Annotated in this window: 23 protein-coding genes; 15 read left to right on the top strand and 8 right to left on the bottom strand. The window is 64.1% G+C overall.

Annotated elements, in window-relative coordinates; genetic code table 11:
* Nucleotides 1-18: 18 nt before the first annotated feature.
* The 7 genes from hpaR (at nucleotide 19) to AC4BCN_RS17055 (ending at nucleotide 7,077) form a co-directional block, all read left to right on the top strand.
* Entirely contained in the window at nucleotides 19-474 is a 456-nt protein-coding gene (hpaR, locus tag AC4BCN_RS17085) for a homoprotocatechuate degradation operon regulator HpaR (RefSeq protein ID WP_223278727.1), read from the top strand.
* Between the two features lie 314 nt (nucleotides 475-788).
* Nucleotides 789-1,955, top strand: a complete 1,167-nt coding sequence (locus AC4BCN_RS17080) for a porin (protein WP_070302678.1) — start codon at nucleotides 789-791, stop codon at nucleotides 1,953-1,955.
* A gap of 28 nt (nucleotides 1,956-1,983) precedes the next feature.
* Nucleotides 1,984-2,508, top strand: a complete 525-nt coding sequence (locus AC4BCN_RS17075; protein WP_490491337.1) for a sugar dehydrogenase complex small subunit — start codon at nucleotides 1,984-1,986, stop codon at nucleotides 2,506-2,508.
* Between the two features lie 9 nt (nucleotides 2,509-2,517).
* The gene (locus tag AC4BCN_RS17070; RefSeq protein WP_490491336.1) at nucleotides 2,518-4,128 is read left to right on the top strand and encodes a GMC family oxidoreductase; all 1,611 of its coding nucleotides are present in this window, start codon (nucleotides 2,518-2,520) and stop codon (nucleotides 4,126-4,128) included.
* The gene (locus AC4BCN_RS17065; RefSeq protein ID WP_490491335.1) at nucleotides 4,125-5,531 is read left to right on the top strand and encodes a c-type cytochrome; all 1,407 of its coding nucleotides are present in this window, start codon (nucleotides 4,125-4,127) and stop codon (nucleotides 5,529-5,531) included. Before AC4BCN_RS17070 ends, AC4BCN_RS17065 begins: the two co-directional genes overlap by 4 nt.
* A gap of 117 nt (nucleotides 5,532-5,648) precedes the next feature.
* The gene (locus AC4BCN_RS17060) at nucleotides 5,649-6,101 is read left to right on the top strand and encodes an RrF2 family transcriptional regulator (RefSeq protein WP_456149943.1); all 453 of its coding nucleotides are present in this window, start codon (nucleotides 5,649-5,651) and stop codon (nucleotides 6,099-6,101) included.
* Complete coding sequence (locus AC4BCN_RS17055) at nucleotides 6,088-7,077, top strand: NAD(P)/FAD-dependent oxidoreductase (protein WP_490491334.1); 990 nt, start codon at nucleotides 6,088-6,090, stop codon at nucleotides 7,075-7,077. Before AC4BCN_RS17060 ends, AC4BCN_RS17055 begins: the two co-directional genes overlap by 14 nt.
* Here AC4BCN_RS17055 and AC4BCN_RS17050 read toward each other — a convergent pair.
* Entirely contained in the window at nucleotides 7,005-7,772 is a 768-nt protein-coding gene (locus AC4BCN_RS17050; protein ID WP_485877223.1) for an SDR family oxidoreductase, read from the bottom strand. The genes AC4BCN_RS17055 and AC4BCN_RS17050 overlap by 73 nt on opposite strands.
* A gap of 123 nt (nucleotides 7,773-7,895) precedes the next feature.
* Between AC4BCN_RS17050 and AC4BCN_RS17045 the strand changes: the two genes are divergently transcribed.
* The 4 genes from AC4BCN_RS17045 to AC4BCN_RS17030 are packed head-to-tail and all read left to right on the top strand — an operon-like array spanning nucleotide 7,896 to nucleotide 10,481.
* Complete coding sequence (locus AC4BCN_RS17045; protein WP_490491333.1) at nucleotides 7,896-8,819, top strand: LysR family transcriptional regulator; 924 nt, start codon at nucleotides 7,896-7,898, stop codon at nucleotides 8,817-8,819.
* A gap of 16 nt (nucleotides 8,820-8,835) precedes the next feature.
* Complete coding sequence (locus AC4BCN_RS17040; RefSeq protein ID WP_490491332.1) at nucleotides 8,836-9,594, top strand: DUF4303 domain-containing protein; 759 nt, start codon at nucleotides 8,836-8,838, stop codon at nucleotides 9,592-9,594.
* Nucleotides 9,595-9,599: 5 nt separating this feature from the next.
* Nucleotides 9,600-9,962 (top strand): hypothetical protein, encoded by a 363-nt coding sequence (locus AC4BCN_RS17035; protein ID WP_338678859.1) that lies wholly within the window; start codon nucleotides 9,600-9,602, stop codon nucleotides 9,960-9,962.
* Nucleotides 9,963-9,974: 12 nt separating this feature from the next.
* On the top strand, nucleotides 9,975-10,481 hold the full coding sequence (locus AC4BCN_RS17030; protein ID WP_338678858.1) for a hypothetical protein: 507 nt from the start codon (nucleotides 9,975-9,977) through the stop codon (nucleotides 10,479-10,481).
* A gap of 227 nt (nucleotides 10,482-10,708) precedes the next feature.
* Here the strand turns inward: AC4BCN_RS17030 and AC4BCN_RS17025 are convergent, their stop codons facing one another.
* The 7 genes from AC4BCN_RS17025 to AC4BCN_RS16995 form a co-directional block, all read right to left on the bottom strand.
* A complete protein-coding gene (locus AC4BCN_RS17025) occupies nucleotides 10,709-11,830 on the bottom strand; it encodes a metallophosphoesterase (RefSeq protein WP_490491331.1) in 1,122 nt (373 codons plus the stop codon).
* Between the two features lie 71 nt (nucleotides 11,831-11,901).
* On the bottom strand, nucleotides 11,902-13,416 hold the full coding sequence (locus AC4BCN_RS17020; RefSeq protein ID WP_128143063.1) for an ATP-binding response regulator: 1,515 nt from the start codon (nucleotides 13,414-13,416) through the stop codon (nucleotides 11,902-11,904).
* On the bottom strand, nucleotides 13,403-15,226 hold the full coding sequence (locus AC4BCN_RS17015; protein ID WP_490491330.1) for an ATP-binding protein: 1,824 nt from the start codon (nucleotides 15,224-15,226) through the stop codon (nucleotides 13,403-13,405). Before AC4BCN_RS17015 ends, AC4BCN_RS17020 begins: the two co-directional genes overlap by 14 nt.
* Complete coding sequence (locus tag AC4BCN_RS17010) at nucleotides 15,223-16,308, bottom strand: ATP-binding SpoIIE family protein phosphatase (RefSeq protein WP_490491329.1); 1,086 nt, start codon at nucleotides 16,306-16,308, stop codon at nucleotides 15,223-15,225. The genes AC4BCN_RS17015 and AC4BCN_RS17010 overlap by 4 nt, the downstream gene beginning before the upstream one ends.
* Nucleotides 16,305-16,751 carry an ATP-binding protein gene (locus AC4BCN_RS17005; RefSeq protein WP_051991706.1) on the bottom strand — a complete coding sequence of 149 codons (447 nt, stop codon included), beginning with the start codon at nucleotides 16,749-16,751 and terminating at the stop codon, nucleotides 16,305-16,307. Before AC4BCN_RS17005 ends, AC4BCN_RS17010 begins: the two co-directional genes overlap by 4 nt.
* A gap of 10 nt (nucleotides 16,752-16,761) precedes the next feature.
* Nucleotides 16,762-17,124, bottom strand: a complete 363-nt coding sequence (locus AC4BCN_RS17000; RefSeq protein ID WP_034755734.1) for an STAS domain-containing protein — start codon at nucleotides 17,122-17,124, stop codon at nucleotides 16,762-16,764.
* Nucleotides 17,125-17,131: 7 nt separating this feature from the next.
* Nucleotides 17,132-18,019 (bottom strand): STAS domain-containing protein, encoded by an 888-nt coding sequence (locus tag AC4BCN_RS16995; protein ID WP_490491328.1) that lies wholly within the window; start codon nucleotides 18,017-18,019, stop codon nucleotides 17,132-17,134.
* A gap of 232 nt (nucleotides 18,020-18,251) precedes the next feature.
* Between AC4BCN_RS16995 and AC4BCN_RS16990 the strand changes: the two genes are divergently transcribed.
* From AC4BCN_RS16990 to AC4BCN_RS16975, 4 genes are all read left to right on the top strand, one after another.
* The gene (locus AC4BCN_RS16990) at nucleotides 18,252-18,665 is read left to right on the top strand and encodes a hemerythrin domain-containing protein (RefSeq protein ID WP_490491327.1); all 414 of its coding nucleotides are present in this window, start codon (nucleotides 18,252-18,254) and stop codon (nucleotides 18,663-18,665) included.
* A 33-nt stretch (nucleotides 18,666-18,698) separates the two neighbouring features.
* Nucleotides 18,699-19,880, top strand: a complete 1,182-nt coding sequence (gene hmpA, locus AC4BCN_RS16985) for an NO-inducible flavohemoprotein (protein WP_490491326.1) — start codon at nucleotides 18,699-18,701, stop codon at nucleotides 19,878-19,880.
* A gap of 129 nt (nucleotides 19,881-20,009) precedes the next feature.
* A complete protein-coding gene (locus AC4BCN_RS16980) occupies nucleotides 20,010-20,318 on the top strand; it encodes a DUF485 domain-containing protein (RefSeq protein ID WP_034755744.1) in 309 nt (102 codons plus the stop codon).
* Complete coding sequence (locus tag AC4BCN_RS16975; RefSeq protein ID WP_490491325.1) at nucleotides 20,315-21,997, top strand: cation acetate symporter; 1,683 nt, start codon at nucleotides 20,315-20,317, stop codon at nucleotides 21,995-21,997. Before AC4BCN_RS16980 ends, AC4BCN_RS16975 begins: the two co-directional genes overlap by 4 nt.
* Nucleotides 21,998-22,012 lie beyond the last annotated feature (15 nt).

Raw genomic sequence — 22,012 nt, 5'->3', positions numbered from 1 at the left:
CCCACCCAGGAGTTCCACTTGCAGCTACCGATCCGTTATCCGAACATGCCGCAACTGCTGCTGAAGGCCCGCGACAGCCTGCTCCAGCATTTCCGCCCCATCCTCAATCACTTCGGCGTGACGGAGCAGCAGTGGCGCATCATGCGCGCGTTGAATGAAAGCCCGACCCTGGAGCCGCGCGAGCTGTGCGAGATCTGCCAGATTTCGAGCCCCAGCATGAGCGGCATCCTGGCGCGCATGGAAGAGATCGGCCTGATCGGGCGCAGCAAGTTCGAAGGCGACCAGCGCCGCCGCAAGGTGCACCTGTCCGAAGCGGGCGCCAGTTTGCTGATGCAGATGGGGAAGCTGATCGACCTGCAATATGCGCATCTGGAAGCGGCTTACGGCAAGCAAGTGTTCGAAGACATGCGCCGCGCCCTGGAAGCGTTTATTGCTCTTGAAACCCTGCCGGTGGCGCCCGCCATCCTGCGCTGAGCGGCAACCCCGCTCCCATCTCTCCCTTTCCGTACGGCTATCAGGCGCGTGTTTTTCAGCATGCGCCGCCGGTGCTTTTCCCATGCCTGTCCCTGTGATTTCCCCGTGCTGCGGGGCTTGCGCCCGCACGCCTGCCGGATTTGCTATAAGACTAAGCCTTACAGTCAATCACTTACATGTGAGTAAATAAGCGTATAATTTGCTTCACTTGATCCAGATCAAGAAGAACAGCGGACGCTCCTCTCGCGGGAGGGAACTGCAACGCGGCGCCACGCCCGTATTTCGCCAGATAAAACAGGAAAGTCAGGAAAAAAATGAACACACCATGCATGCGCGCTGCGGCGCTCGCCGTCTCCACGCTCATCGGCGCAAACGTTTGCGCCCAAAGCAATGTCACCATTTACGGCGTGGTCGACGCGGCCACTGCGTACGCGAGCAACCAGGGCGGCAAGTCGAATACCTATATGCGTAGCGGCAGCTTGTCCGCCAGCAAGATCGGTTTCCAGGGCGTGGAAGACCTGGGCGGCGACCTGAAGGCGCTGTTCCTGCTGGAAAACGGCTTTGAAAGCGATACGGGCGCGCAAAGTTCGGCCAGCTCCCTGTTCAACCGCCAGGCCTATGTGGGCTTGCAATCGACAGCCTACGGCACCGTGACGGCGGGCCGCCAGTACACGCCGTACTACCTGCTCGTGGGTTCCCTGGCATCGAGCAATGTCTTGACGGGCGCCACCGGCGCCCACCCGGGCGATATCGACGGCCTCGATACAACCGTGCGCATCAGCAATTCCGTCACCTACAGCATGCCAGCCTGGCGCGGCCTGCAAGCCAGCGCGCAATACGGTTTTGGCGAGGCAGCAGACGGCAATGCCGTGGGCAGCAGCTTCAGCGCCGCCGTCAAGTACAGCACGTCGCCAGCCGAATTCGCGCTCGGCTACCTGAAACTGAAAAATGGGCAGAACGGCGCCGGCTGGAGCGACAACGCATCGGGCAGCTTCGGCATCTCCGCCCTCAACCAGGGCTACGCCTCGGCGGAAAGCATAGCATTCATCGCCGCCAGCGCGCGCTACACCATGGGCAAGTGGATGGTGGGCGCCAATGCCAGCAACGTGCAATACCAGGCGGGCAGCCGCTCGGCCTTCCGCGACACGGCCATCTTCAACACGGCCGGCCTGATCTCGAGCTACCAGTTGACGCCGCAGTGGTTCCTGTCCGCCGGCTACAGCGACACCTTCGCCAGCCACGCCAACGGCATCGCCGACCGCGCACGCTACCGCCAGCTGTCGTTCGAGCAGAATTACGCGCTGTCGAAGCGCACGGCGATCTACCTGATCGAAGCGCGCCAGCTGGCGCGCGGCCAGACCCTGGGGCAGGACGGCGCCATCGTCAACGCCGTCGCCTCGGTCGGCGATTCGCAAAACGGCACGCCGTCGTCGAACGGCGGGCAGACGGTGGTGATGGTCGGTCTCAAGCATTCTTTCTGAACGGTTGCTGAACTCACGGGAGCTTCAATTGGACGCTACACATAATAAGGAGGGCTGCGGCCCTCTGAATCCCGGCCGCCGCATGGTGCTGGCCGGCCTGCTGTCGGCTTCGGCCGCGGCGCTGATTCCCTGGGCGCTGGCCGAACCGGTCGCCAATGCGGAGCAGGGCGCCTTCCTCGGCGTGTCGGCCATGCTGGTGGGACGGCAAGTGCTCGACCCCGTGCTGGCCACACGCCTGTATGACGCGCTGGTGGCGCAGGACGCCGCGTTTCCCGCCAACGTGCGTGCGCTGCTGGCGCTGATCAATGCGCAGGGATTGCAGGCGGCAGGCCTGCAGGAAGCGCTCGACGGGCTCGATCCGGCCCAGTCGCCGCTGGCGGCCTTGCCGCGCCAGATCGCCAGCGCCTGGTACCTGGGCATCGTCGGCACGGGCGAGGCGGCCGTTTGCGTCGCCTACGAGCAGGCCTTGAACGCGGCCGTCGTGGCCGACGTGCTCAAACCTCCCACGTATTCCTACGGCGCCTACGGCAGCTGGGCCAGAAAACCAATTTAAGGAGCCATCATGGCTGAAGAACTCTCCGCCGATTACCTCGTGATCGGCTCCGGCATCATCGGCTCCCTGGCCGCGCGCAAGCTCGCGCTGGCGGGCGCCTCGGTGCTGATCCTGGAAGCGGGACCGCGCGTGTCGCGCGGTGAAATCGTCGCCCGTTTCCGCAACACGACGCGCCGCAGCGACTGGATGTCGCCGTATCCCTCGGTGGCCACGGCGCCGCACCCGATCTACCAGCCGAAGGACAACGGCTACCTGGTGCAGGCCGGCCCGTATCCATACCCGGCCGAATACATCCGCCAGTTCGGCGGCACTTCGTGGCATTGGGCAGCGCAGGCGTGGCGCAACGTGCCGAACGACTTCCGCATCCATACCCTGTATGGCGTGGGCGTCGACTGGCCGATCAGCTATGAAGACCTGGAACCGTTCTACCAGGAAGCGGAAGAGATCATGGGCGTCTCCGGTGCCGACAATACGGGTTCGCCGCGCAAGCAGCCATTCCCGATGGACCCGGTGACGGAACCGTACGCCATGCGCCGCATCCGCGAGCGCCTCGACCCGTCGTTCAAGGTGGTGGGCAACACGGTGGCGCGCAACAGCGTCAGCTACGATGGCCGCCCGGCCTGCTGCGGCAACAACAGCTGCCAGCCTATCTGCCCCATCGACGCGCAATACCATGGCGGCATCGCCGCGCTGCAGGCGGAAGCGGCCGGCGTCAAGATCGTCTGCAACGCCAATGTCTACAAGCTGGAACACGATGCGCAGGGTCGCATCACGGCCGCCCTGTACTACGACGTCGACAAGAACAGTCACCGGGTCACGGCCAAGACCTTTATTCTGGCCGCCAACGGTATCGAAAGCCCCCGCTTGCTGCTCGTTTCCGCCTCGGACAAATACCCGAACGGCCTGGCCAACAGCAGTGACATGGTGGGCCGCAACCTGATGGACCACCCGAGCACCTCGATCACCTTCGACGCCGATGAAGACCTGTGGCTGGGCCGGGGCCCGCAAAGCCCCAATTCCATCAATACCATGCGCGATGGCGACTTCCGCAGCCAGCATTCGCCGTACCGCCTGGATTTCACGAACATTTCGAGAGTCGACGGCGCATCGAAGGAATTGATCGGCAAGGGCGTCTTCGGCGAAGCATTCGAACAGCAACTGCGTTTCCGCTCGGCCCGTGAAATGAGCCTGAAAAACGTGCTGGAAGTACTGCCGAACCGGGAAAACCGCATCGCCCTCAGCAGCGAGAAAGATGCCATGGGCATTCCCAAGCCGCAGGCGCATTATGCGATCGACGAGTACACCAAGCGGGGCCACGAGCGTTCGAAGCAGGATTTCGAGCGCATCGCCAAGCTGATGGGCGGCACCAATCTGCGCCACAGCAAGGAAGGCGTGTTTGCCAACAACCAGCACATCTGCGGCACCCTGTCGATGGGTTCCGACCCGGCCAAGGCCGTATGCGACCAGTGGGGCCGTACTTTCGACCACGCCAACCTGTTCCTGTGCAGCACGGGCGTGCTGCCCACGTCCGGCACCTGCAATTCGACGGAAAACGGCCTGGCCGTGGCGCTGCGCACCGTCAAGCATATCCTCGACGAACAACAGGGAGGCACGGCATGATGGCGATCTTCAGACTGGCGGCCGGCGCCGCCTTGCTGTCCCTGGCCTTGCCGGTGCTGGCGGCGCCAGCGCCGGGCGCGGACGTGCAGGCGATCGAACGTGGCCGCTACCTGGCCACGGCCGGTGACTGCATCGCCTGCCACAGCGTACCTGGCGGGAAGCCGATGGCGGGCGGCCTGGCCCTGGCCACGCCGCTGGGCGCCATCGTCGCCACCAACATCACGCCGTCGACAACGCATGGCATCGGCAACTACACGCTGGCGCAGTTTTCCGCCGCCGTGCGCCATGGCGTGCGGGCCGATGGCGCACACCTGTACCCGGCCATGCCCTATACGGCCTACGCCAAGGTGACGGATGACGACACGGCCGCCCTGTACGCCTACTTCATGCATGGCGTGGTGGCGGTGGACACGGCGCCGGCGCAAAAGACGGACTTGCCGTTCCCGTTCAATATCCGTTTGTCGATGGCGGGCTGGAATCTGCTCTTCCTCGATAAAAAACCGTTCGTGGCCGATGCGTCGAAAAGCATGGAATGGAACCGCGGCGCCTACCTGACGCAAGGCCTGGCCCACTGCACCACGTGCCACACGCCGCGCAATGCGCTGATGGCCGAGCAGCTGTCGAAGGAGCTGGGCGGCGCCGATCTGGGTACGTGGTATGCGCCGAACATCACGTCGGACGTCAACAGCGGCATCGGCAGCTGGAGCCAGCAAGACCTGGCCGGCTACCTGCGCACGGGCCGCGCCGCGCACCGGGGTCAGGCGGCAGGCCCGATGGCCGAAGCCATCGACCATAGCCTGAAGCACCTGAGCGACGCGGACTTGAACGCCATCGCGCACTACATCAAGAGCGTGCCCGCCATCCGCGACAAGGCGGACGTGAAACCGGTGACGCAATGGGGCCAGGCGGGCGACGAGTTAAGCAGCATCCGCGGCGTGCCGCTGCCGCAAAACCTGAACACGATGTCGGGCGCGCAGCTGTACGATGCGCAGTGCGCCAGCTGCCACCAGGCGAAGGGCGAGGGCAGTTTCGACGGCGGCTTGCCGCCGCTGTTCCACAACTCGGCGACGGGACGCAGCAACAGCAATAACCTGGTGATGGCCATCCTCGATGGCGTGGAACGGCAGGACGGCAAGGGTAGCCATGCCGGCCACCTGATGCCGGCCTTCCGCCAGACCCTGTCGGACGAGCAGATCGTCACCCTCGGCAATTACGTGCAGCGGATGTACGGCAATCCCGCCATCAAGGTGACGGCGGAACAGGTGACGACCTTGCGCAATGGCGGCGCGCCGTCCAACCTGATCGGCCTGGCCCGCGCTGGCATCATCGTCGGCGTGCTGGTACTGCTGGCTTTGCTGCTGTGGTGGCGGGGTCGCAGGCGCAAGGAAACATCAGCAGCGTAAAAGTACACCCTGAAGCAAAGGCTGGGGCCAGACTCGAAAAGGTCTGGCCCCTTTTTTATTACGCAGGAATTTGCAACTGGTTTGCATCTGCGGGGATTATGTACTATCATTAGTTACATGAGACGCGACAGCAAACTATCATCGATCCTCCATGTGCTGCTGCACATGGCCCATGCGGGACGCCCGATGACCTCCGAGGAACTCTCCGCTTACCTGGACACCAACCCCGTGCTGGTGCGGCGCGTGATGGCCGGCTTGCGCGAGCGCGGCTACGTGGCGTCGGACAAGGGCCATGGCGGCGGCTGGCGCATCGTCTGCGACCTGCACCAGGTGACCCTGCAAGACATCTACGTGGCCGTGGGGTCGCCCACCATCTTCGCCATGGGTAACCGCGTCGACCAGCCGGGCTGCCTGGTCGAGCAGGTGGTCAATCAGTCGCTGGCCGGCGCCTTCGACGAAGCCGAGGCGCTGCTGATCCGGCGCCTTGGCGCCGTCACCCTGGCCGACCTGGCCAACCGTTTCAGCCAACAATACGCCACACACAAAGGAGCACCGCATGCACATTCCTGAATCGCCTGGCATTCCGTTCGATGCCATCATCGTCGGCGGCAGCTACGCGGGCCTGTCCGCCGCCACGCAACTGGCGCGCGCCCGCCGCCGCGTGCTGGTGATCGACGGCGGCCAGCGCCGCAACCGCTACGCCAGCCATTCCCACGGTTTCCTGACCCAGGACGGCAGCGGCACGGCCGCCATCGCGGCCGAAGGCAAGGCCCAGTTGATGGCGTATGCCACCGTCACCTGGCTGGACGGCATGGCCGTGCAGGCGGCGGCCAGCAGCGATGGCGATGGCTTCGGCGTGACCCTGGCGGACGGCCATGTCGTACACGGCCGCCGCCTCGTGCTGGCCACCGGCGTGATCGATGAACTGCCGCCCGTCGATGGACTGGCCGAGCGCTGGGGCGGCAGCGTCTTTCACTGCCCGTACTGCCACGGCTATGAACTGGAGCAGGGCGCCATCGGCGTGCTGGCCACCGGCCCCTTGTCCATGCACCATGCCTTGATGCTGCCCGACTGGGGCACGGTCACTTTTTTCCTGAATGCCGCGTTCGAGCCCGATGCGGCGCAGCTGGCGCAACTGGAGGCGCGCGGCGTAAGCTTGGTGCGCACGCCCGTGGCACGGATCGACGGCGTGGCCGACGTGGTCACGGCTGACGGCAGTTGCCATGCGATGGCCGGCCTGTTCGTGGCGACCCGCACCCGCCTGGCCAGTTCCCTGGCCAGTGAGTTGGGCTGCTTGCTGGAAGAGGGGCCCATGGGACCGTTCGTGCGCACCGACGAGCAAAAGTCCAGCAGCGTGCCTGGCGTCTTTTGCTGCGGCGACGCGGGCCGCATGGCGGGCAGCGTGGCGTTCGCGGTGGCCGATGGCGCCATGGCTGGCGTGGCGGCGCACCGTTCGCTGATGTTCGGACTCGATCAGGCGGCAAAACCGCCGTCGATCTTCAGCCCGGCGCCCGTGACGAACGCCGCTTCCGCGCTGGCCAGGTAAGCGACCATGCCGGCGATTTCATCGGCCGTGCCGTGGCGGGGCAGGGCCATCAGGCCGTGCATCAGGTCGGCAAAGTCGCCCGTCGGCGGATTCATGTCCGTGGCGACAGGACCTGGTTCCACGTTGTTGATGGTGATGCCGCGCGGGCCCAGGTCGCGCGACAGGCCTTGCGTCAGGCCGCTCAGCGCCGATTTGCTCATGGCGTAGGCGGCCGCGCCGCCGAACGGCATGCGGTGCGCATTCGTGCTGCCGATGTTGATGATGCGCCCGCCCGTCGGCATGTGCGCCACGGCCGCCTTGATGGCGACGAACACGGCGCGCACGTTGACGTTCAAGGTCTTGTCGAAGTCTTCCAGTGAAAAGTCGTCGATGGCGCCGGGCAGGAAGACGCCCGCATTGTTGACGAGGATGTCGACACGGCCAAACTGCGCCGCCACCTTGGCTATGGCGGCCGTCAGGGCGGTGGCGTTGGCCGCATCGGCCTGCACGCCCAAGGCCTTGCCGCCGGCCGCTTCCACCTTGGCGGCCAGCGCCTGCGCTTCGGCGGCGGAACTTTGATAGGTGAAGACGACGTTGGCGCCCTGGCTGGCAAGGCGGCGCACGATGGCGGCGCCGATGCCGCGCGAGCCGCCCGTCACGAACGCGATCTTGTCTTGCAGTGGCAAAGAGGTGCTGGTGGTGGCTTGGGTTTGCATGATGAGCTTTCTGAGTGGGGAGTCGAGGAATTCAGTATCTGCCTTTCATTCCTGCCGCGCTAGCCATGAATCGCTACAATCACTTTCAACCATTGGTATCAAATGAGCGGGTAGAATAGGGGCATGGACGCCCTCAATCACTTGCAATCGTTTGTGCTGTCTGCCGAGCTGGGCAGCTTTTCGGCAGCCGCGCGCCGCCTGGGGCTGACGCCGGCCGCCGTCAGCAAGAACGTGGCGCGGCTGGAAGCGAGCCTGGGGCTGCGGCTGTTCCAGCGCAGCACGCGCCGGCTGACCTTGACGGAAGGGGGCGAACGTTTCCTGCAGCAGATAGGCGGCGCCCTGTCCACCTTGCGCGAAGCGATCGCCGGCGTGGCCGAAGAGGGCGGCCAGCCGGCCGGCATACTGAAAATCAGCATGGCGCCATCGTTCGGGCGCAGCTACGTGGTGCCGCTGCTGGGCGACTTCATCGCCCGCTACCCTGGCGTCATCCTCGACTGCCATTTCGACAACAGGCAAGTGGACCTGATCGGCGAAGGTTTTGACGTGGCCATCGGCGGTGGCATCGAATTGACGCCGGGCGTGGTGGCGCGCGAACTGGGCCACGCCCACATCGTCGCCACGGCGTCGCCCGCCTTCATGCGGGGCAAAACCATGCCCGTGCATCCTTCGGATCTGGCCCAATTCGACGGCGTGGCGCGCCGCTCGGCCGGCAGCGGCAGATTGCGCAGCTGGATACTGCGCGACGGCGTGGGCGGCGAAGGCGTGGCCGAATACCGTCCGCGCGCCATCTTCGACGATCCGGAAGCGATGGCGCAGGCGGCTATTCTCGGCGTTGGCGTGGCGCTGCTGCCCATGCCGCATGCGCTGGCCCATTTGCGCAGCGGCGCCCTGGTCCGGCTGCTGCCCGGCTGGCATGCCGATTCCGGTCCTCTGTCCGTGTACTATCCGAGCAAGAAGCTGCTGCCCGCAAAGACGCGCGTGTTCGTCGATTTTTTGCTGGAGCAGTTCCGCCAGCGCGATTTCGCCGCGCAGATGCGGCCCGATTAAACAATGAAAAATTCGTATGCCTGATAACTACAGCCTGTTTTATATCTTTGAAAACGATCAGCCAGCCCGCTTCCAGGAAGCGCGTGTCTTTGGCACGACCGTGTGGACGGCCAGCGGCGCGGCCATGACCTGGGGCGAAGAGACGCGTGCACAGTACGCCAGCGTATCCGAGGCGCAGGCCGCCTACCCGTCCCGGTGCCAGGCTGCTGCAGCCGATGGTTATACCCTGGCGCGCGCCATGCTCATCGACCCGGCCGTATTCGATTTCGCGCTGCTGCAAATACTGGTAGCGAATGCTGCGCGCCTGGCTTTCGCTGCCGTGCGCCGTGCCCATCCGGACCAGCATATCGACGCTTTCGCGCTGGTGAGCGACGACAGCGCCATGACCATCGGCCCGGCGGCCAACAGCCGCGAAGCGCTGGCCGCCTCGGAATATGGTGAAGAGATGTTGTGGAATCCGGCCGAATGGGCGTTTGAGGACGGGGTCGCGTATTTCGACAGCGCCTACCGATTGCTGCTGCAGGCGCACCGCGATTTGCCGTTCGACGTCGATTTCGACACCTTCCGCAGCGGCGTGTTCGACGCCTGCATCGCGGCGCTGGCGCAGCTCGATGCCGAAGGCTGTTTTGGCGCGGGCGCGCAGCGCGACGAATTCGTGCTGCTGTTCGAGGTCAGCGACAGTGAAGCAGTGGAAGGCGCGATGGAACGCTTGAATCCGCCGGCCGTGGTGGCGCGTTTCGCGCGCTGGATGGCCAGCTGGGCGGAGCAAGGGTGAATAAAATGTCCAAAACCAAAAAGATATTTTTTGTATCCGTATTGGCGATTGCAATATTCATCGATGTACATTTTTCAACTGGCTGCGGAAAGTTAAGCCCTGAATTTTCATGGGGCTGGGTGGTTGCAGGCACATTTCTTCAGTTGTATGGCGCGCATAAGCTCTTCCGCACGTTAAGAAGTGATACTGTGGCCGGCATCGATATTGTCCCTGATGATTACGTCAGAGATGGTTTTTTTCGTTCAAAATGGTTTTATATCGTCTTTATAATCTTCTTTGGCTGCATGGTTTTCTCTTACGGGGTAAGCCATCCCGATTCACGCACTGCCTTCAAACCTGGCATGAAAATAAGCAGCTGCCCTGGATGAGCCCTTTGAGTTGTGGAAACGCGCAAGATTTTTTCTTATGGCCGAATTTTCCTTGCAGGAATTGATCTTGGAGGTAAGGATAAAATGTTAGATATCGCCACTACATATTTGATTGTTTCAGCGCCAGTCAATGTGGGGGAAATTCACGGGGACTGCTTGCGAAGTATTGATACTGTTCATGGCACAGCGATTTATCGCGGAATGGATCGAGATCCGTGGCGCAGTCTCGATACTGCTTTCTTTGCCAAAAGGCTTGGCTATGAACTGGTGAACTTGCGGCGAAAAATCGGACTCGCTGCCAACAAGATATATAGTTGTGGAATATGCCGTGATTTATCCGAGGTCCAAACTATTCTATCTTTGTCGGAAAGTGGGCGGGAAAAAGATGATCTGATATGGATTGATAATTCTGGCAGTATCCCACCCGATGATGCCAGGTTTTTTGGGCTACGATTTTTATGTGGATGGCTTTGGTCCGTTAATTCGGCTGGCATGTTCGAGCAACCGGAGATTTTTTGAGGCTTCGCTTGGGAATGTGAGCCAGCATGGTCTTTTTCCTGGTATGAAGAATATCGTTGAGTATGTGAGTTCTTATCTTGAAAATTGTGAGATGGTGGGGCTGGAGTTTGTGGAGCCTCGGCGGATTTCTGATCAGGGAATATTCCGCATCTTTGGCATAGGTGGCGATTTGTGATGCGATGTTTTTTGACGACTACCTCCAACGCAATGCCTGCTGCAAAGCCGAATTACGCCGCCACCAGCCTCAATAGCGTAATCTCCGCCGGCGCACCGATGCGTTTCGGCGGGCCCCAGTAACCGGTGCCGCGGCTTACGTAAATCCACAAGCGGCCTTGCCGGTGCAGGCCCGCCACATACGGCTGCTGCAGCGGCACGAACAGATTCCAGGGCCAGAATTGTCCGCCGTGCGTGTGGCCCGACAGTTGCAGGTCGTAGCCGGCCGCTTCGGCCTCGGGCGCGCTGCGTGGCTGGTGCGCCAGCAGGATGCGGGGGATATCGGCGGGCGCGCCGGCGATGGCCGCTTGCGGGTCGCTTGCCTGGGCCGGGTCGAAACTGGCCGCGTTGAAATCGGTGACGCCGGCCAGGGCCAGGCGCGCACCGTCGTGTTCGAGCACCGTGTGCTCGTTCATCAGCACGCGCAAGCCCAGGCGGCGGAACTCCGCCACCCACGGCGCGGCGCCCGAATAGTATTCGTGGTTGCCCGTGACGAGGAAGACGCCGTGGCGCGCGCGCAGCTCGCCCAGCGGCGCCGTATGGCTGCCCAGCTGCGCCACCGTGCCATCGACCACGTCGCCCGTGATGGCGATGATGTCCGCTTGCAGGCCGTTGGCGCGCGCGACGATGGCTTCCACGTAGGCGCGCTTGATGGTGGCGCCCACGTGGATGTCGCTCAGCTGCACGATGGTCAAACCCTGCAAGGCGGCCGGCAGGCCGGCGATGGGCACGTCGACTTCGCGCACGCGCGCCACCTTGCGGGCGTTGATGAAGCCAAGAACGGTGGCCAGCAGGGCCAGAACGAGGACGGCCACGGCGGACGCCTGCGCGTGCGGTCGGGCGGCGGGAATCAGCAGGGTGAGTTCGCGCAGCACGGTGAGCACGAACAGCGAGGAAAAAAAGCCCATGCACAGCGAGCCAACCCAGCTCAAACGGTCGGCCAGGCGCGCATCGTTGGTAACGGCGCGGGCGAAGATGGTCATCGGCATGAGCATGGTCGAGGCCAGCAAGACGGCGCCGCCCAGCAGCCAGCCGGCCAGACCGACAGGCAGGGCAGGCAACAGCAGCCAGCCGAGCAGGGCATGCAGGGCGCCCAGTATCACGGTGATGCGCAGCAGCGGCGTGCGGGTTTTCATGTGATGGTTCCAGAGGTGAGACGGCCGCCGATTATAGCGGACGCCCAGGCAACACGCAGCCGCCACCGCGCTCACGGTGCGATATGCAATCCCAGCATGGCCAGCTTGCCGAAATCGACGGGCTTGGCGAAGTGCTCGTTGAAACCCGACGCCAGGGCCGCCTGCCGGTCGTGTTCCTGGCCATAGCCGGTCAGCGCCACGAGCAGGAACTGCTGCGGTATCGGCAGCTGGCGCATTTTGACGGCCACGTCGTAGCCGCTCATGTCGGGCAGGCCGATGTCGAGAAAGACGATGTCGGGCTTGAATTCCAGGGTGCGCTCGGTCGCCTGCGTGCCCGTGTAGGCCGTGCGCACCGTATGGCCGTACATTTCCAGCAATTCTGCCAGGGTGTCGGCCGCATCGCAGTTGTCGTCGACGACGAGGATGCGCTGGCTGCCGCCGGCGGCCGCCTCCGGCGCTGGCGCGGCCGGCTGCGGCAGGTTGGCGTCGAGCGGCAGGATGACTTCGAAGGTGCTGCCGAGTCCCACGCCGGGGCTGTGCACGCTGACCTGGCCGCCATGCAAGGTCACCAGGTTGCGCACCAGCGACAGGCCGATGCCCAGGCCGTCCTGCACCCGGTCGGGCGAATGGCCGCTCTGCTCGAACAGGCCGAAGATGCTGTCGATGCTGGCGGCGGCGATGCCGATGCCGTTGTCGCTGAGGCGGATGCGCACGTTGTCGCCTTCGCGTACGGCGGTAATGGCGATGCGCCCGCCCGGCGCCGTGAACTTGGCCGCGTTGAGCAGCAGGTTGGCGACGATCTGCGACAGGCGCACGGCGTCGCCGCAGACCCACAGTTCTTCCTTGGGCAGGTTCACGTCCAGCGCATGGCCGCGCGCTTCGACGCTGTGCGAGCTCGTTTCCAGCGCGCTGCGGATGACGCTGGCCAGGCTCACGCTTTCCCATTGCAGCGAGATTTTGCCCTGCGAAATGCGTGACACGTCGAGCAGGTCGTCGACCAGGCGCACCAGATGGTCGGTGTGCCGCCCGATGGTGCGGCGCGCATTGTCCTGCACGGCCGGAACGACGGGGTCGAGCTTGCACAGCAGGGCCAGCGCCGTGCGGATGGGACCCAGCGGGTTGCGTAATTCGTGCGCCAGGGTGGCCAGGAATTCATCCTTGCGGCGGTCCACGTCGCGCAGCGCGCGCTCGACTCTTCCCAGGCGCAGCAGCGCCTTGACGTTGGCGATCAATTCATCGGCCTCGATCGGCTCGACCAGGTAATTGTCGGCACCGCCGTCGAGGGCGCGGATCTTGTCGGCCGTGCCGATGCAGGAAGCGGACGTCTGCAGCACGAGGATGGTGTTCGTCTCGGCGCCGCCCTTCAGTTGGCGGCACACTTCCAGGCCGTTGATGTCGGGCAGCTTGACGTCGAGGAGGATCAGGTTGGGGCGGTCCTGGCGGGCGCGCAGCAACGCGTCGCCGCCGTTCGACGCTTCGATGACCTTGAAGCCGGCGCGTTTGAGGATGCGCGATTTGGCGTAGCGTGCGCCATCGCTGTCATCGACGTTCAGGATCAGAGCATCGCTGTTGTTATCCGGTAGCATGCGCATTGTCCCATGTGGTTGTGCCTTGCGGCGGAGCCGGCTCCTGCCGGTGATGTGTATTGCCGATCAGCGCGCGCAGGGTCGCCAGCAATTGCTGGCGCGACAGCGGCTTGATGTAGTAGGCCTCGGCGCCCAGGGCCAGGCCCTTGCGCACGTCGTCGATCTCGGTGGCGACGATGACGGGCACCTGGCGCCGCAGCGGGTCGTTCTTCAGCTCGGCCAGCCAGTGCCAGGCCGTTTCGCCGTGCAGCAGGATGTCGAGGATGACGGCGGCGGGGCGCTGCTGTTCCCAGCGCTCCTGCGCCTCGCGCACGCTGCGCGCGGGAACGACGCGAAATTCGCTGCCGGCCAAAAATTTTTCATACAGCAGGCGCACGGGCGGATTGTCTTCCACGACCAGCACGGCGACGCGCTGGTCGTTGCCATTGTCGTTGGCCGGCGCGCATGGCGGCAGGCTACCTTCGGGCGCATGGTAGCTGGTGGGCAGGACGACGGAAAACAGCGACCCGCGGCCCGGCGTGCTTTCCACGGACACCGTGCCATTGAGCAGTGTAGCCAGGTTGCGGCACAGGGGCAGGCCCAGGCCCGTGCCCTTGACCTTGCGCTGCATGTGGTTTTCCACCTGGCTGAATTCCTCGAAGATCAGCTGCACGTCTTCGGCATCGATGCCCAGGCCCGTGTCGGAGACGGAAAAGCGGATGGCGTCCTGCTCCGGCAAGGGCGTGGCGCTGACGACGATGGCGCCGGCCTCGGTAAATTTGAGGGCGTTGGAAATGAAGTTGCGCAGGATTTGCGACAGCTTGCCTTCATCCGTGTGGATGTGCAGCGCCGGGTCGGGGTCGATGAAGGTCAAGGTGAGGGTATCGGACACCAGCAGCGGACGCAGCATGCCGCGCAGGGCGCTGAACAGGTCGGCCACCTGGAAGCTGTTGGCGTGCACGTCGACCTTGCCCGCTTCGATCTTGGCGAGGTCCAGCAGGTCGTTGACCAGGTCGCTCAGGCTGACGGCGCTTTGCAGGATGAACATCACCTGCTTTTCCTGCTCTTCCGACAGCTCGCCGTCGATGCGGTCGAGCAGCAGCTTGGACAGGGCGCGGATGGAGCTGAGCGGGGTGCGGAATTCATGGCTCATGTTCGACAGGAAGCGCGATTTCATCTGGTCGGCGCGGCGCAGGTGGTCGGCTTTTTCGTCGAGTTCCGCGAACAGCGCCACCACGCCGCGGTTGGTGTCTTCCAGTTCGCGCGTCAGCTGCAGCAGGTCGTCCTGGCGCGTCTTCAGTTCGGCCAGAGTACTCAGGAGCTCGCGATTTTGCTGCTGCACTTCGGACAGCGTGATATCCGAAGGCAGCGCCTGCAGGCTGCCGGACAGCGTGCCGATCATGCTCCCGTCGAGCAGGCGCGCGTCGCGCGGGAACAGTTTGTGCAGCGTGATCTGCGTGCCTTCGCCGGGCGTGCTGTGGATATGGCAGCGGTCCATCAGGCGCTGGGCGCCCAGGATGCCCAGGCCCATGCCCGTGGGCGAGCGGTAGGTGCCGGCCAATATCTTGTCGAGCTGCGCGATGCCGGGGCCCTGGTCCTCGATGCGGATGCTGAGCACCTGCGGCGCCGTCTGGCCGTCGATGGCGAAATGCACCTTGCCGCTGCCGGCGTAGTTATAGACGTTGCGCGCCAGTTCCGACACGGCCGTGGCGATGCGCACCTGGTCCTGCACGCCGAAGCCGCACAGGGCGGCGATCTGCCGCGCCCGCTGGCGAGCACCCACCACATCGAGTTCGCTGCCGATATGGGCCGTCAATATGCGTTGCGTCATGTTGTTTCGCTCCTTTCCGCGGTGACGGCCTGGCATTCCTCATGTTCGCGCAGCACCACCACCGTGACATCGTCGCGCCCGCGCGCAAAATCGCGGTACAGCACGGCGGCGACGAGGCTGGGGTGGCATTGCGCCAGGCCCGGATACTGTTCCAGGTCCCAGCGCGTGTGCAGGCCGTCGCTGTGCATGATCAAGGTCGCGCCAAGTTGCCATGGATAGCAGAACTCCTGCACCTTGCGCAGGTTGCTGCCGACGATGCCGTTATGCGACAGCAGGTGCCGGCGCTGCTGCGCATCGAAGGCGCAGGCGGCGATATTGCCCACACCCGCATAGCGCAATTCGCGGCGCGCGCTGTCGATATGCGCCACGGCCATGGCCGCGCCGCGCGTCGTGCGCAGGGCGCCGTGGGCCAGTTCGATGAAGGGGGCGGGCAGGGGCGGCAAGCCGGGCGTGTCGGTTTCCAGCAGGGCGCTGGCGCGTTCCGAGGCGCGCGCCGCCAGCGGGCCGTGGCCCAGGCCATCGGCCACCATCAGGCTCAGTTCATGGCCTTCGCAGACGACGTTCCAGGCGTCGCCGCACACCTGCTCCGACGCCAGCGGCAGGCACACGGCGCCGATGCGCCAGTTCGGATGGGCGGGAATGGCGCTGCTCGCGTGCTGCCCCCAGACCACCACCATCAGCACCGTGCCCTTGCCGGGCGCCGTGTACAGGTCGAATTCCTGGCTCAGGCGGCGTATCGCGCCCAGCCCCACGCCGTAGGTGCCCGTGGTGGAATGGCCATCGGCCATGTGCTGGCGCACATTGGCCATGCCGGGGCCGTTGTCGATGGCCAGCATTTCAATGCCGCTGGTACCGCCTCGCAGCACCTTGCGCAGCAGGATTTCGCCGCGCTGTGCGTGCTTGACGATGTTGGTCGCCGCTTCGCTGATGATGATGGCCAGCTGGCCCGTGCGCACGTCGTCGAAGCCGATGCGGCGCGCCAGTTCGTTGCCGGCGCGGCGGGCCGCAGCGATCTCGCTCGGTTCGCCGATGGGAAAACTTCTTTGCCTGAGAATGTCAGGCTGTGGTTCCTGGTGGTTCAAAACAGCTTCCATTTCGCGATGGTGACGGTGGTGCCCGCGCCGGGCGCCGTGTCGATGTGAAATGCGTCGGCCAGGCGCTTGGCGCCACCCAGCCCCAGTCCCAGTCCGCCGCCGCTGGTGTAGCCATCGGTCAGCGCCAGGGGAATATCGTCGATGCCCGGTCCCGCATCGACAAAGCGCAGTTCCAGTCCCTGCCGCGCGCCATCGCAGACGCGCGCGATGCGCGCTTCGCCGCCGCCGCCGTAGCGCAGGGTGTTGCGCGCCAGCTCGCTGGCCGCCGTGATGATCTTGGTTTGCTCGATCAGGCCAAACCCCATGGCGACCATGCTGTCGCGCACCTGCTTGCGCAAGCGCACGACGTCTTCGTCGCTGTGCAAAGGCAGGATCTGCTGCGTCTGCGGCCCTCCCGCCTGCGTCCGCTCCTGTGCCTGCGCGCCTAGCATGGCGCCCCCGTCATGCGCATGCGCCGCCCCGTTCCAGCATCTTGATGCCCAGCTCCACGTTGAGCGCCGTGCTCACGCCTTCCAGGGTCAGCCCCAGTTCCACCAGGGTGATGGCGACGGCTGGCTGCATGCCGACGACGACGGTGCGCGCGTCGAGGATTTTCGCCATCGCCGCCGTGTTGCTGATCATGCGGCCGATGAAGGAGTCGACGATGTCGAGCGCGGAAATGTCGATCAGCACGCCCGTGGCACGGTCCGTCACGATGCGGGTGGTCAGGTCGTCCTGCAAGGTCATCGCCAGGCGGTCGTGCATGTCCACCTGTATCGTCACCAGCAGCAGACGGCCCATGCGTAAAATGGGGATTCTTTCCATAGGCTCCTCAGTGTGATTGCTGCTGGTAGCTGATGCTGGAACCCGTGCGTTTCAGGGCCACGACGAAGGCGTCGGCCAGGGTGGCCTTGGTCATCACGTCTTCCAGGTTGACGCCCAGGTGCACGATGGTTTGCGCGATCTGCGGGCGGATGCCGCTGATGATGCAGTCGGCGCCCATCAGGCGCGCGGCGGCGATGGTCTTCAGCAGGTGCTGCGCCACCAGGGTGTCGACTGTCGGCACGCCCGTGATGTCGATGATGGCGATCAGGGCGCCCGTATCGACAATCTTTTGCAGCAGGCTTTCCATCACTACCTGCGTGCGCGCGCTGTCGAGCGTGCCGATCAGGGGCAGGGCCAGCACGTTTTGCCACAGCTGCACCACGGGTGTGGACAGTTCCAGCAATTCCTGCTGCTGGCGCAGAATCACCTGTTCGCGGGCCTTCTGGTAGATGGCGATGGTCAGCAGGCCCAGCTCGTCGAACAGTTTGCTGGTGCTGACGATGGCGTCACCCAGCTGCTCCGGCTGCGCAGTGATCGCCTTGCGCAGGTAGCCGAACAGCGGCTCCTTGAGGGAGAACATGAAGCTGGCTGTGTCGATCGGCGAATATCCCTGGCGCACGCGCGACTGCGATATTTCCGCGATCAGCTGGCGCGTATCGTCCCAGGTGCCGCCTTCGATGTCGAACGAGTCGCCGCTTTCCAGCGCGCCCGCCAGCAGCGGCAGGAATTGCGATGCCTGCTGGCGCAGCTCGTTTTCCGCGATCTTGTCGCGACGCACCAGGCGGGCGATCAGGCCGGCCATCCAGCCGTCCAGCAGTTCCGTGTGGTGTTCGTTGATGATGGCGGCCAGTTGCTGCGCCTGGCCCGTGCCCGTCTTGGCAGTGTCCGTCTTCATTCTCATGCTCATCCTTGGCTGGAGTGGAGGGTGCGGCACGGCCGCAAACGGGCCCGCGCTGTGATGAGCAAATTATAGGCAGGCATCGCGGAAGCTTGTGTTCTGTGCCGCACATAGTGGTGCATATAGCTCCGCATTCCTCCAGGATACTTTTATAAATAAAAGATGCATGTAGTTTGCATGTTTAAATGAATTCCGCTACACTGGCAGCACTCAACAAGAGAAAAACGCCATGAATATCGACAAATTCAAACAGCAGCACCTGGCCATCCTGGCCGCCATCGACGATTTGCGCCAGCTGGCGCGCGGCGGTGTGGCCGCGCAGGCGCAGGCCATCGCCGAACAGATCATCGCCATGAGCGGCCTGATCAAGCTGCACCTGGCCGTCGAGCAGCGCTACCTGTATCCGGCCGCCCAAGCGTCCGGCGTGGCCAAGGTGGCCCAGCTGGGGCGCCAGTACGAGAACGAAATGCACGGCATCGCCGGCGCCTACCTCGATTTCGCCGGCCGCTGGAATACGCCCGTGCGCCTGGAAGCCGAACCGGAAGCCTTCCGCAGCGAAGCCAATACCGTCCTGCACGCGCTGTTCGAGCGCATGCGCCGCGAAGACCATGAGTTATATCCAGCCGTAGAGACGCTGGCCTGAGACCGCTTACCCATATCCACACAGGAGTTTTACATGCTGACCCAAGAACAACGCGCCATCATCACGGCCACCGTGCCCATCCTCGAGCAGGGCGGCGAAGCGCTGACGCGCCACTTCTACAAGAACCTGTTCCGCGACCATCCGGAAGTGCTGCCGTACTTTAACCAGGCGCACCAGCACAGCGGCGACCAGCAGCGCGCGCTGGCCAATGGCGTGCTGATGTATGCCAAACATATCGATAAACTGGATGCGCTGGGTGACCTCGTGGCCACCATCGTCAACAAGCATGTGGCCCTGCAAATCCGCGCCGAGCATTATCCGCTCGTCGGTGCCAGCCTGCTGCAAGCGATCCGCGAAGTGCTGGGCGCAGAGGTCGCCAGCGACGCGGTCATCGATGCCTGGGGCGCGGCCTACGGCCAGCTGGCCGACATCCTGGCCGGCGAAGAAGGGCGCATCTACAAGGCGCAAGCGGCCGCGCCGGGCGGCTGGAGCGGCGCGCGCGACTTTGCCGTGCGCAGCAAGACGGTGGAAAGCGGCGAGATCACGTCCTTCCTGCTGGCGCCCGTTGATGGCCAGCCCGTGCTGGACTTTGCGCCAGGCCAGTACATCGGCGTGGTGGCCACCGTCGATGGCGTGCCCATGCGCCGCCAGTATTCCTTGTCGGCCGCCAGCAATGGCCAGACCTACCGCATCAGCGTCAAGCGCGAAGCGGGCGGCAAGGTGTCGAACCATTTCCACGACCACGTGCAGGCGGGCGACACCGTACAGCTGACGCCGCCATCGGGCGACTTCGTGCTGAAAGACAGCGACAAGCCGCTGGTGCTGATCAGCGGCGGCGTGGGCATCACGCCGACCCTGGCCATGCTGACGGCGGCCCTGCGCGGCAAGCGTCCCGTGCACTTCATCCACGCGGCGCGCAACCACGGCGTGCATGCGTTTCGCGCGCAGATCGACGAACTGGCCGCGCAGCACCCGCAGTTGCAGCGCTATTACTGCTATGCGGAACATGGCGGTGAACATGATGCACCGGACGCCGTCGGCTTGCTGAATAAAGAGCAGCTCGGCCACTGGCTGCCGGCCTCGCGCGACGTCGATGCCTACTTCCTTGGACCGCAGCCGTTCATGCGGGCCGTCAAGCAATACTTGCGCGAACTGGGCGTGCCGGAACAGCAGACGCACCATGAATTCTTCGGACCGGCTGCCGCCTTGAACTGATTTTTCTTCCTGCCTTGTGTTGTCCCCGCGAGAAAAAACGCTGCCGTAAGGGGCGGGTAAGCCTCGCGCTGTACTGTGAATCCAAGCTCGCACAAAAGAGCACGCTTTTACATAACAGGAGGCAACACAATGCATGACGATCTGGTTCAAAAAATCAAGAGCGACCCCAGCTATCATCAGCTGGTCAAGGTGCGTTCCCGCTTCGGCTGGGCGCTGACGGGCCTGATGATGCTCGTGTACTACGGCTACATCCTGCTCATCGCCTTCAACAAGGAATTCCTGGCCACGAAAACGGGCGCCGGCGTGATGACTTGGGGCATGCCGATCGGCCTGTTCGTCATCGTGTTTACCGTGCTCGTCACCGGCATCTATGTGCGCCGCGCCAACAAGCAATTCGACGACCTGAGCAACGCCATCCAGGCACGGGTGCAAGCATGAGCGCCGCCAAGCATGCGCTGCGCGGATGGTCCTGCCTGAGCGTCCTGGCCCTGCTGGGTGCCAGCAATGCCGTGTTCGCGGCTGGCGCCGACCTGGGCCAGGCCGTCAAGCAACCGACCAACTGGACGGCGATCATCATGTTCGCCGCCTTCGTCATCTTCACCCTGTTCGTCACCAAGTGGGCGGCCGCGAAGACCAAGTCGGCCTCCGATTTCTACACGGCCGGCGGCGGCATCACGGGCTTCCAGAACGGCCTGGCCATCGCGGGCGACTATATGTCGGCCGCATCGTTTCTCGGCATTTCCGCCGCCGTCTTCCTGAACGGCTACGATGGCCTGATCTACGCCATCGGCTTTCTCGTCGGCTGGCCCGTCATCACCTTTTTGATGGCCGAGCGCCTGCGCAATCTGGGCCGCTTCACCTTTGCCGACGTGGCCGCCTACCGCTTCAAGCAGGCGCCGATCCGCATCTTTTCCGCGTCCGGCACCCTCGTCGTCGTGGCGTTCTACCTGATCGCGCAGATGGTGGGCGCGGGCCAGTTGATCAAGCTGCTGTTCGGCCTCGAATACTGGATCGCCGTCGTCCTCGTCGGTACATTGATGATGATTTACGTATTGTTCGGCGGCATGACGGCCACCACCTGGGTGCAGATCATCAAGGCCGTGATGCTGCTGGGTGGCGCCACCTTCATGGCCGTTGCCGTGCTGGCGCAATTCAACTTCAGCCCGGAAGCGCTGTTCGCCAAGTCGGTGGACGTGCACGCCACCAAGGAAGCCATCATGGGCCCAGGTTCCTTCATCAAGGACCCGATCTCGGCCATCTCGTTCGGCATGGCGCTGATGTTCGGCACGGCCGGCCTGCCGCACATTTTGATGCGTTTCTTCACGGTGCCGAGCGCCAAGGAAGCGCGCAAATCCGTGTTCTGGGCCACCACCTGGATCGCTTATTTCTACATCCTGACCTTCATCATCGGCTTTGGCGCCATCGTGCTGGTGAGCACCAATCCCGAGTTCAAGGATGCTGCGGGCAAGCTGCTGGGCGGTAACAACATGGCGGCCGTACACCTGGCCAAGGCCGTGGGCGGCAACGTCTTCCTCGGCTTCATGTCGGCGGTCGCGTTCGCCACCATCCTCGCCGTCGTGGCGGGCTTGACCCTGTCGGGCGCGTCGGCCGTGTCGCACGATCTGTATGCCACCGTCATCAAGAAGGGCAAGGCCACGGGCGCCAACGAATTGAAAGTGTCGCGCGTGACGACGATCGTGCTGGGCATTATCGCCGTGGTGCTGGGCATCGCCTTTGAAAAGCAGAACATCGCCTTCATGGTCTCGCTGGCATTCGCCATTGCCGCCTCGGCCAACTTCCCCGTGCTGTTCATGTCGGTGCTGTGGAAGGATTGCACGACGCGGGGCGCCACCATCGGCGGCTTCCTCGGTTTGACCACGGCCGTCGCGCTGACGGTGGTGTCGAAGTCCGTGTGGGTCGACGTGCTCGGCCATGGCGAAGCGCTGTTCCCGTACGCCTCGCCGGCGCTGTTCTCGATGACGGCAGGCTTTGTCGGCATCTGGCTGTTCTCGGTGCTCGACAAGAGCCCGCGCGCGCGCATCGACCGCGCCGGCTACGAAGCGCAGCAAATGCGTTCGGAGACGGGCATCGGCGCGGCAGGCGCCAGCGCGCATTGATGTTTTAGATAGTCG

Source organism: Janthinobacterium sp. Bl 1, from assembly GCF_058215535.1.
This window is presented reverse-complemented; position numbering and strand designations above follow the sequence as displayed.

Bases quoted from the DNA above. Each gene is read 5' to 3' on its own strand.
- AC4BCN_RS16990 (WP_490491327.1), top strand. From the start codon at position 18,252: ATGAATATCGACAAATTCAAACAGCAGCACCTGGCCATCCTGGCCGCC.
- AC4BCN_RS17070 (WP_490491336.1), top strand. From the start codon at position 2,518: ATGGCTGAAGAACTCTCCGCCGATTACCTCGTGATCGGCTCCGGCATC.
- hmpA (WP_490491326.1), top strand. From the start codon at position 18,699: ATGCTGACCCAAGAACAACGCGCCATCATCACGGCCACCGTGCCCATC.
- AC4BCN_RS17005 (WP_051991706.1), bottom strand. From the start codon at position 16,751: ATGCTAGGCGCGCAGGCACAGGAGCGGACGCAGGCGGGAGGGCCGCAG.
- AC4BCN_RS16995 (WP_490491328.1), bottom strand. From the start codon at position 18,019: ATGAAGACGGACACTGCCAAGACGGGCACGGGCCAGGCGCAGCAACTG.
- AC4BCN_RS17050 (WP_485877223.1), bottom strand. From the start codon at position 7,772: ATGCAAACCCAAGCCACCACCAGCACCTCTTTGCCACTGCAAGACAAG.
- AC4BCN_RS16975 (WP_490491325.1), top strand. From the start codon at position 20,315: ATGAGCGCCGCCAAGCATGCGCTGCGCGGATGGTCCTGCCTGAGCGTC.
- AC4BCN_RS17045 (WP_490491333.1), top strand. From the start codon at position 7,896: ATGGACGCCCTCAATCACTTGCAATCGTTTGTGCTGTCTGCCGAGCTG.
- AC4BCN_RS17040 (WP_490491332.1), top strand. From the start codon at position 8,836: ATGCCTGATAACTACAGCCTGTTTTATATCTTTGAAAACGATCAGCCA.
- AC4BCN_RS16980 (WP_034755744.1), top strand. From the start codon at position 20,010: ATGCATGACGATCTGGTTCAAAAAATCAAGAGCGACCCCAGCTATCAT.
- AC4BCN_RS17025 (WP_490491331.1), bottom strand. From the start codon at position 11,830: ATGAAAACCCGCACGCCGCTGCTGCGCATCACCGTGATACTGGGCGCC.
- AC4BCN_RS17035 (WP_338678859.1), top strand. From the start codon at position 9,600: ATGTCCAAAACCAAAAAGATATTTTTTGTATCCGTATTGGCGATTGCA.
- AC4BCN_RS17020 (WP_128143063.1), bottom strand. From the start codon at position 13,416: ATGCTACCGGATAACAACAGCGATGCTCTGATCCTGAACGTCGATGAC.
- AC4BCN_RS17015 (WP_490491330.1), bottom strand. From the start codon at position 15,226: ATGACGCAACGCATATTGACGGCCCATATCGGCAGCGAACTCGATGTG.
- AC4BCN_RS17065 (WP_490491335.1), top strand. From the start codon at position 4,125: ATGATGGCGATCTTCAGACTGGCGGCCGGCGCCGCCTTGCTGTCCCTG.
- AC4BCN_RS17060 (WP_456149943.1), top strand. From the start codon at position 5,649: ATGAGACGCGACAGCAAACTATCATCGATCCTCCATGTGCTGCTGCAC.
- AC4BCN_RS17055 (WP_490491334.1), top strand. From the start codon at position 6,088: ATGCACATTCCTGAATCGCCTGGCATTCCGTTCGATGCCATCATCGTC.
- AC4BCN_RS17080 (WP_070302678.1), top strand. From the start codon at position 789: ATGAACACACCATGCATGCGCGCTGCGGCGCTCGCCGTCTCCACGCTC.
- AC4BCN_RS17000 (WP_034755734.1), bottom strand. From the start codon at position 17,124: ATGGAAAGAATCCCCATTTTACGCATGGGCCGTCTGCTGCTGGTGACG.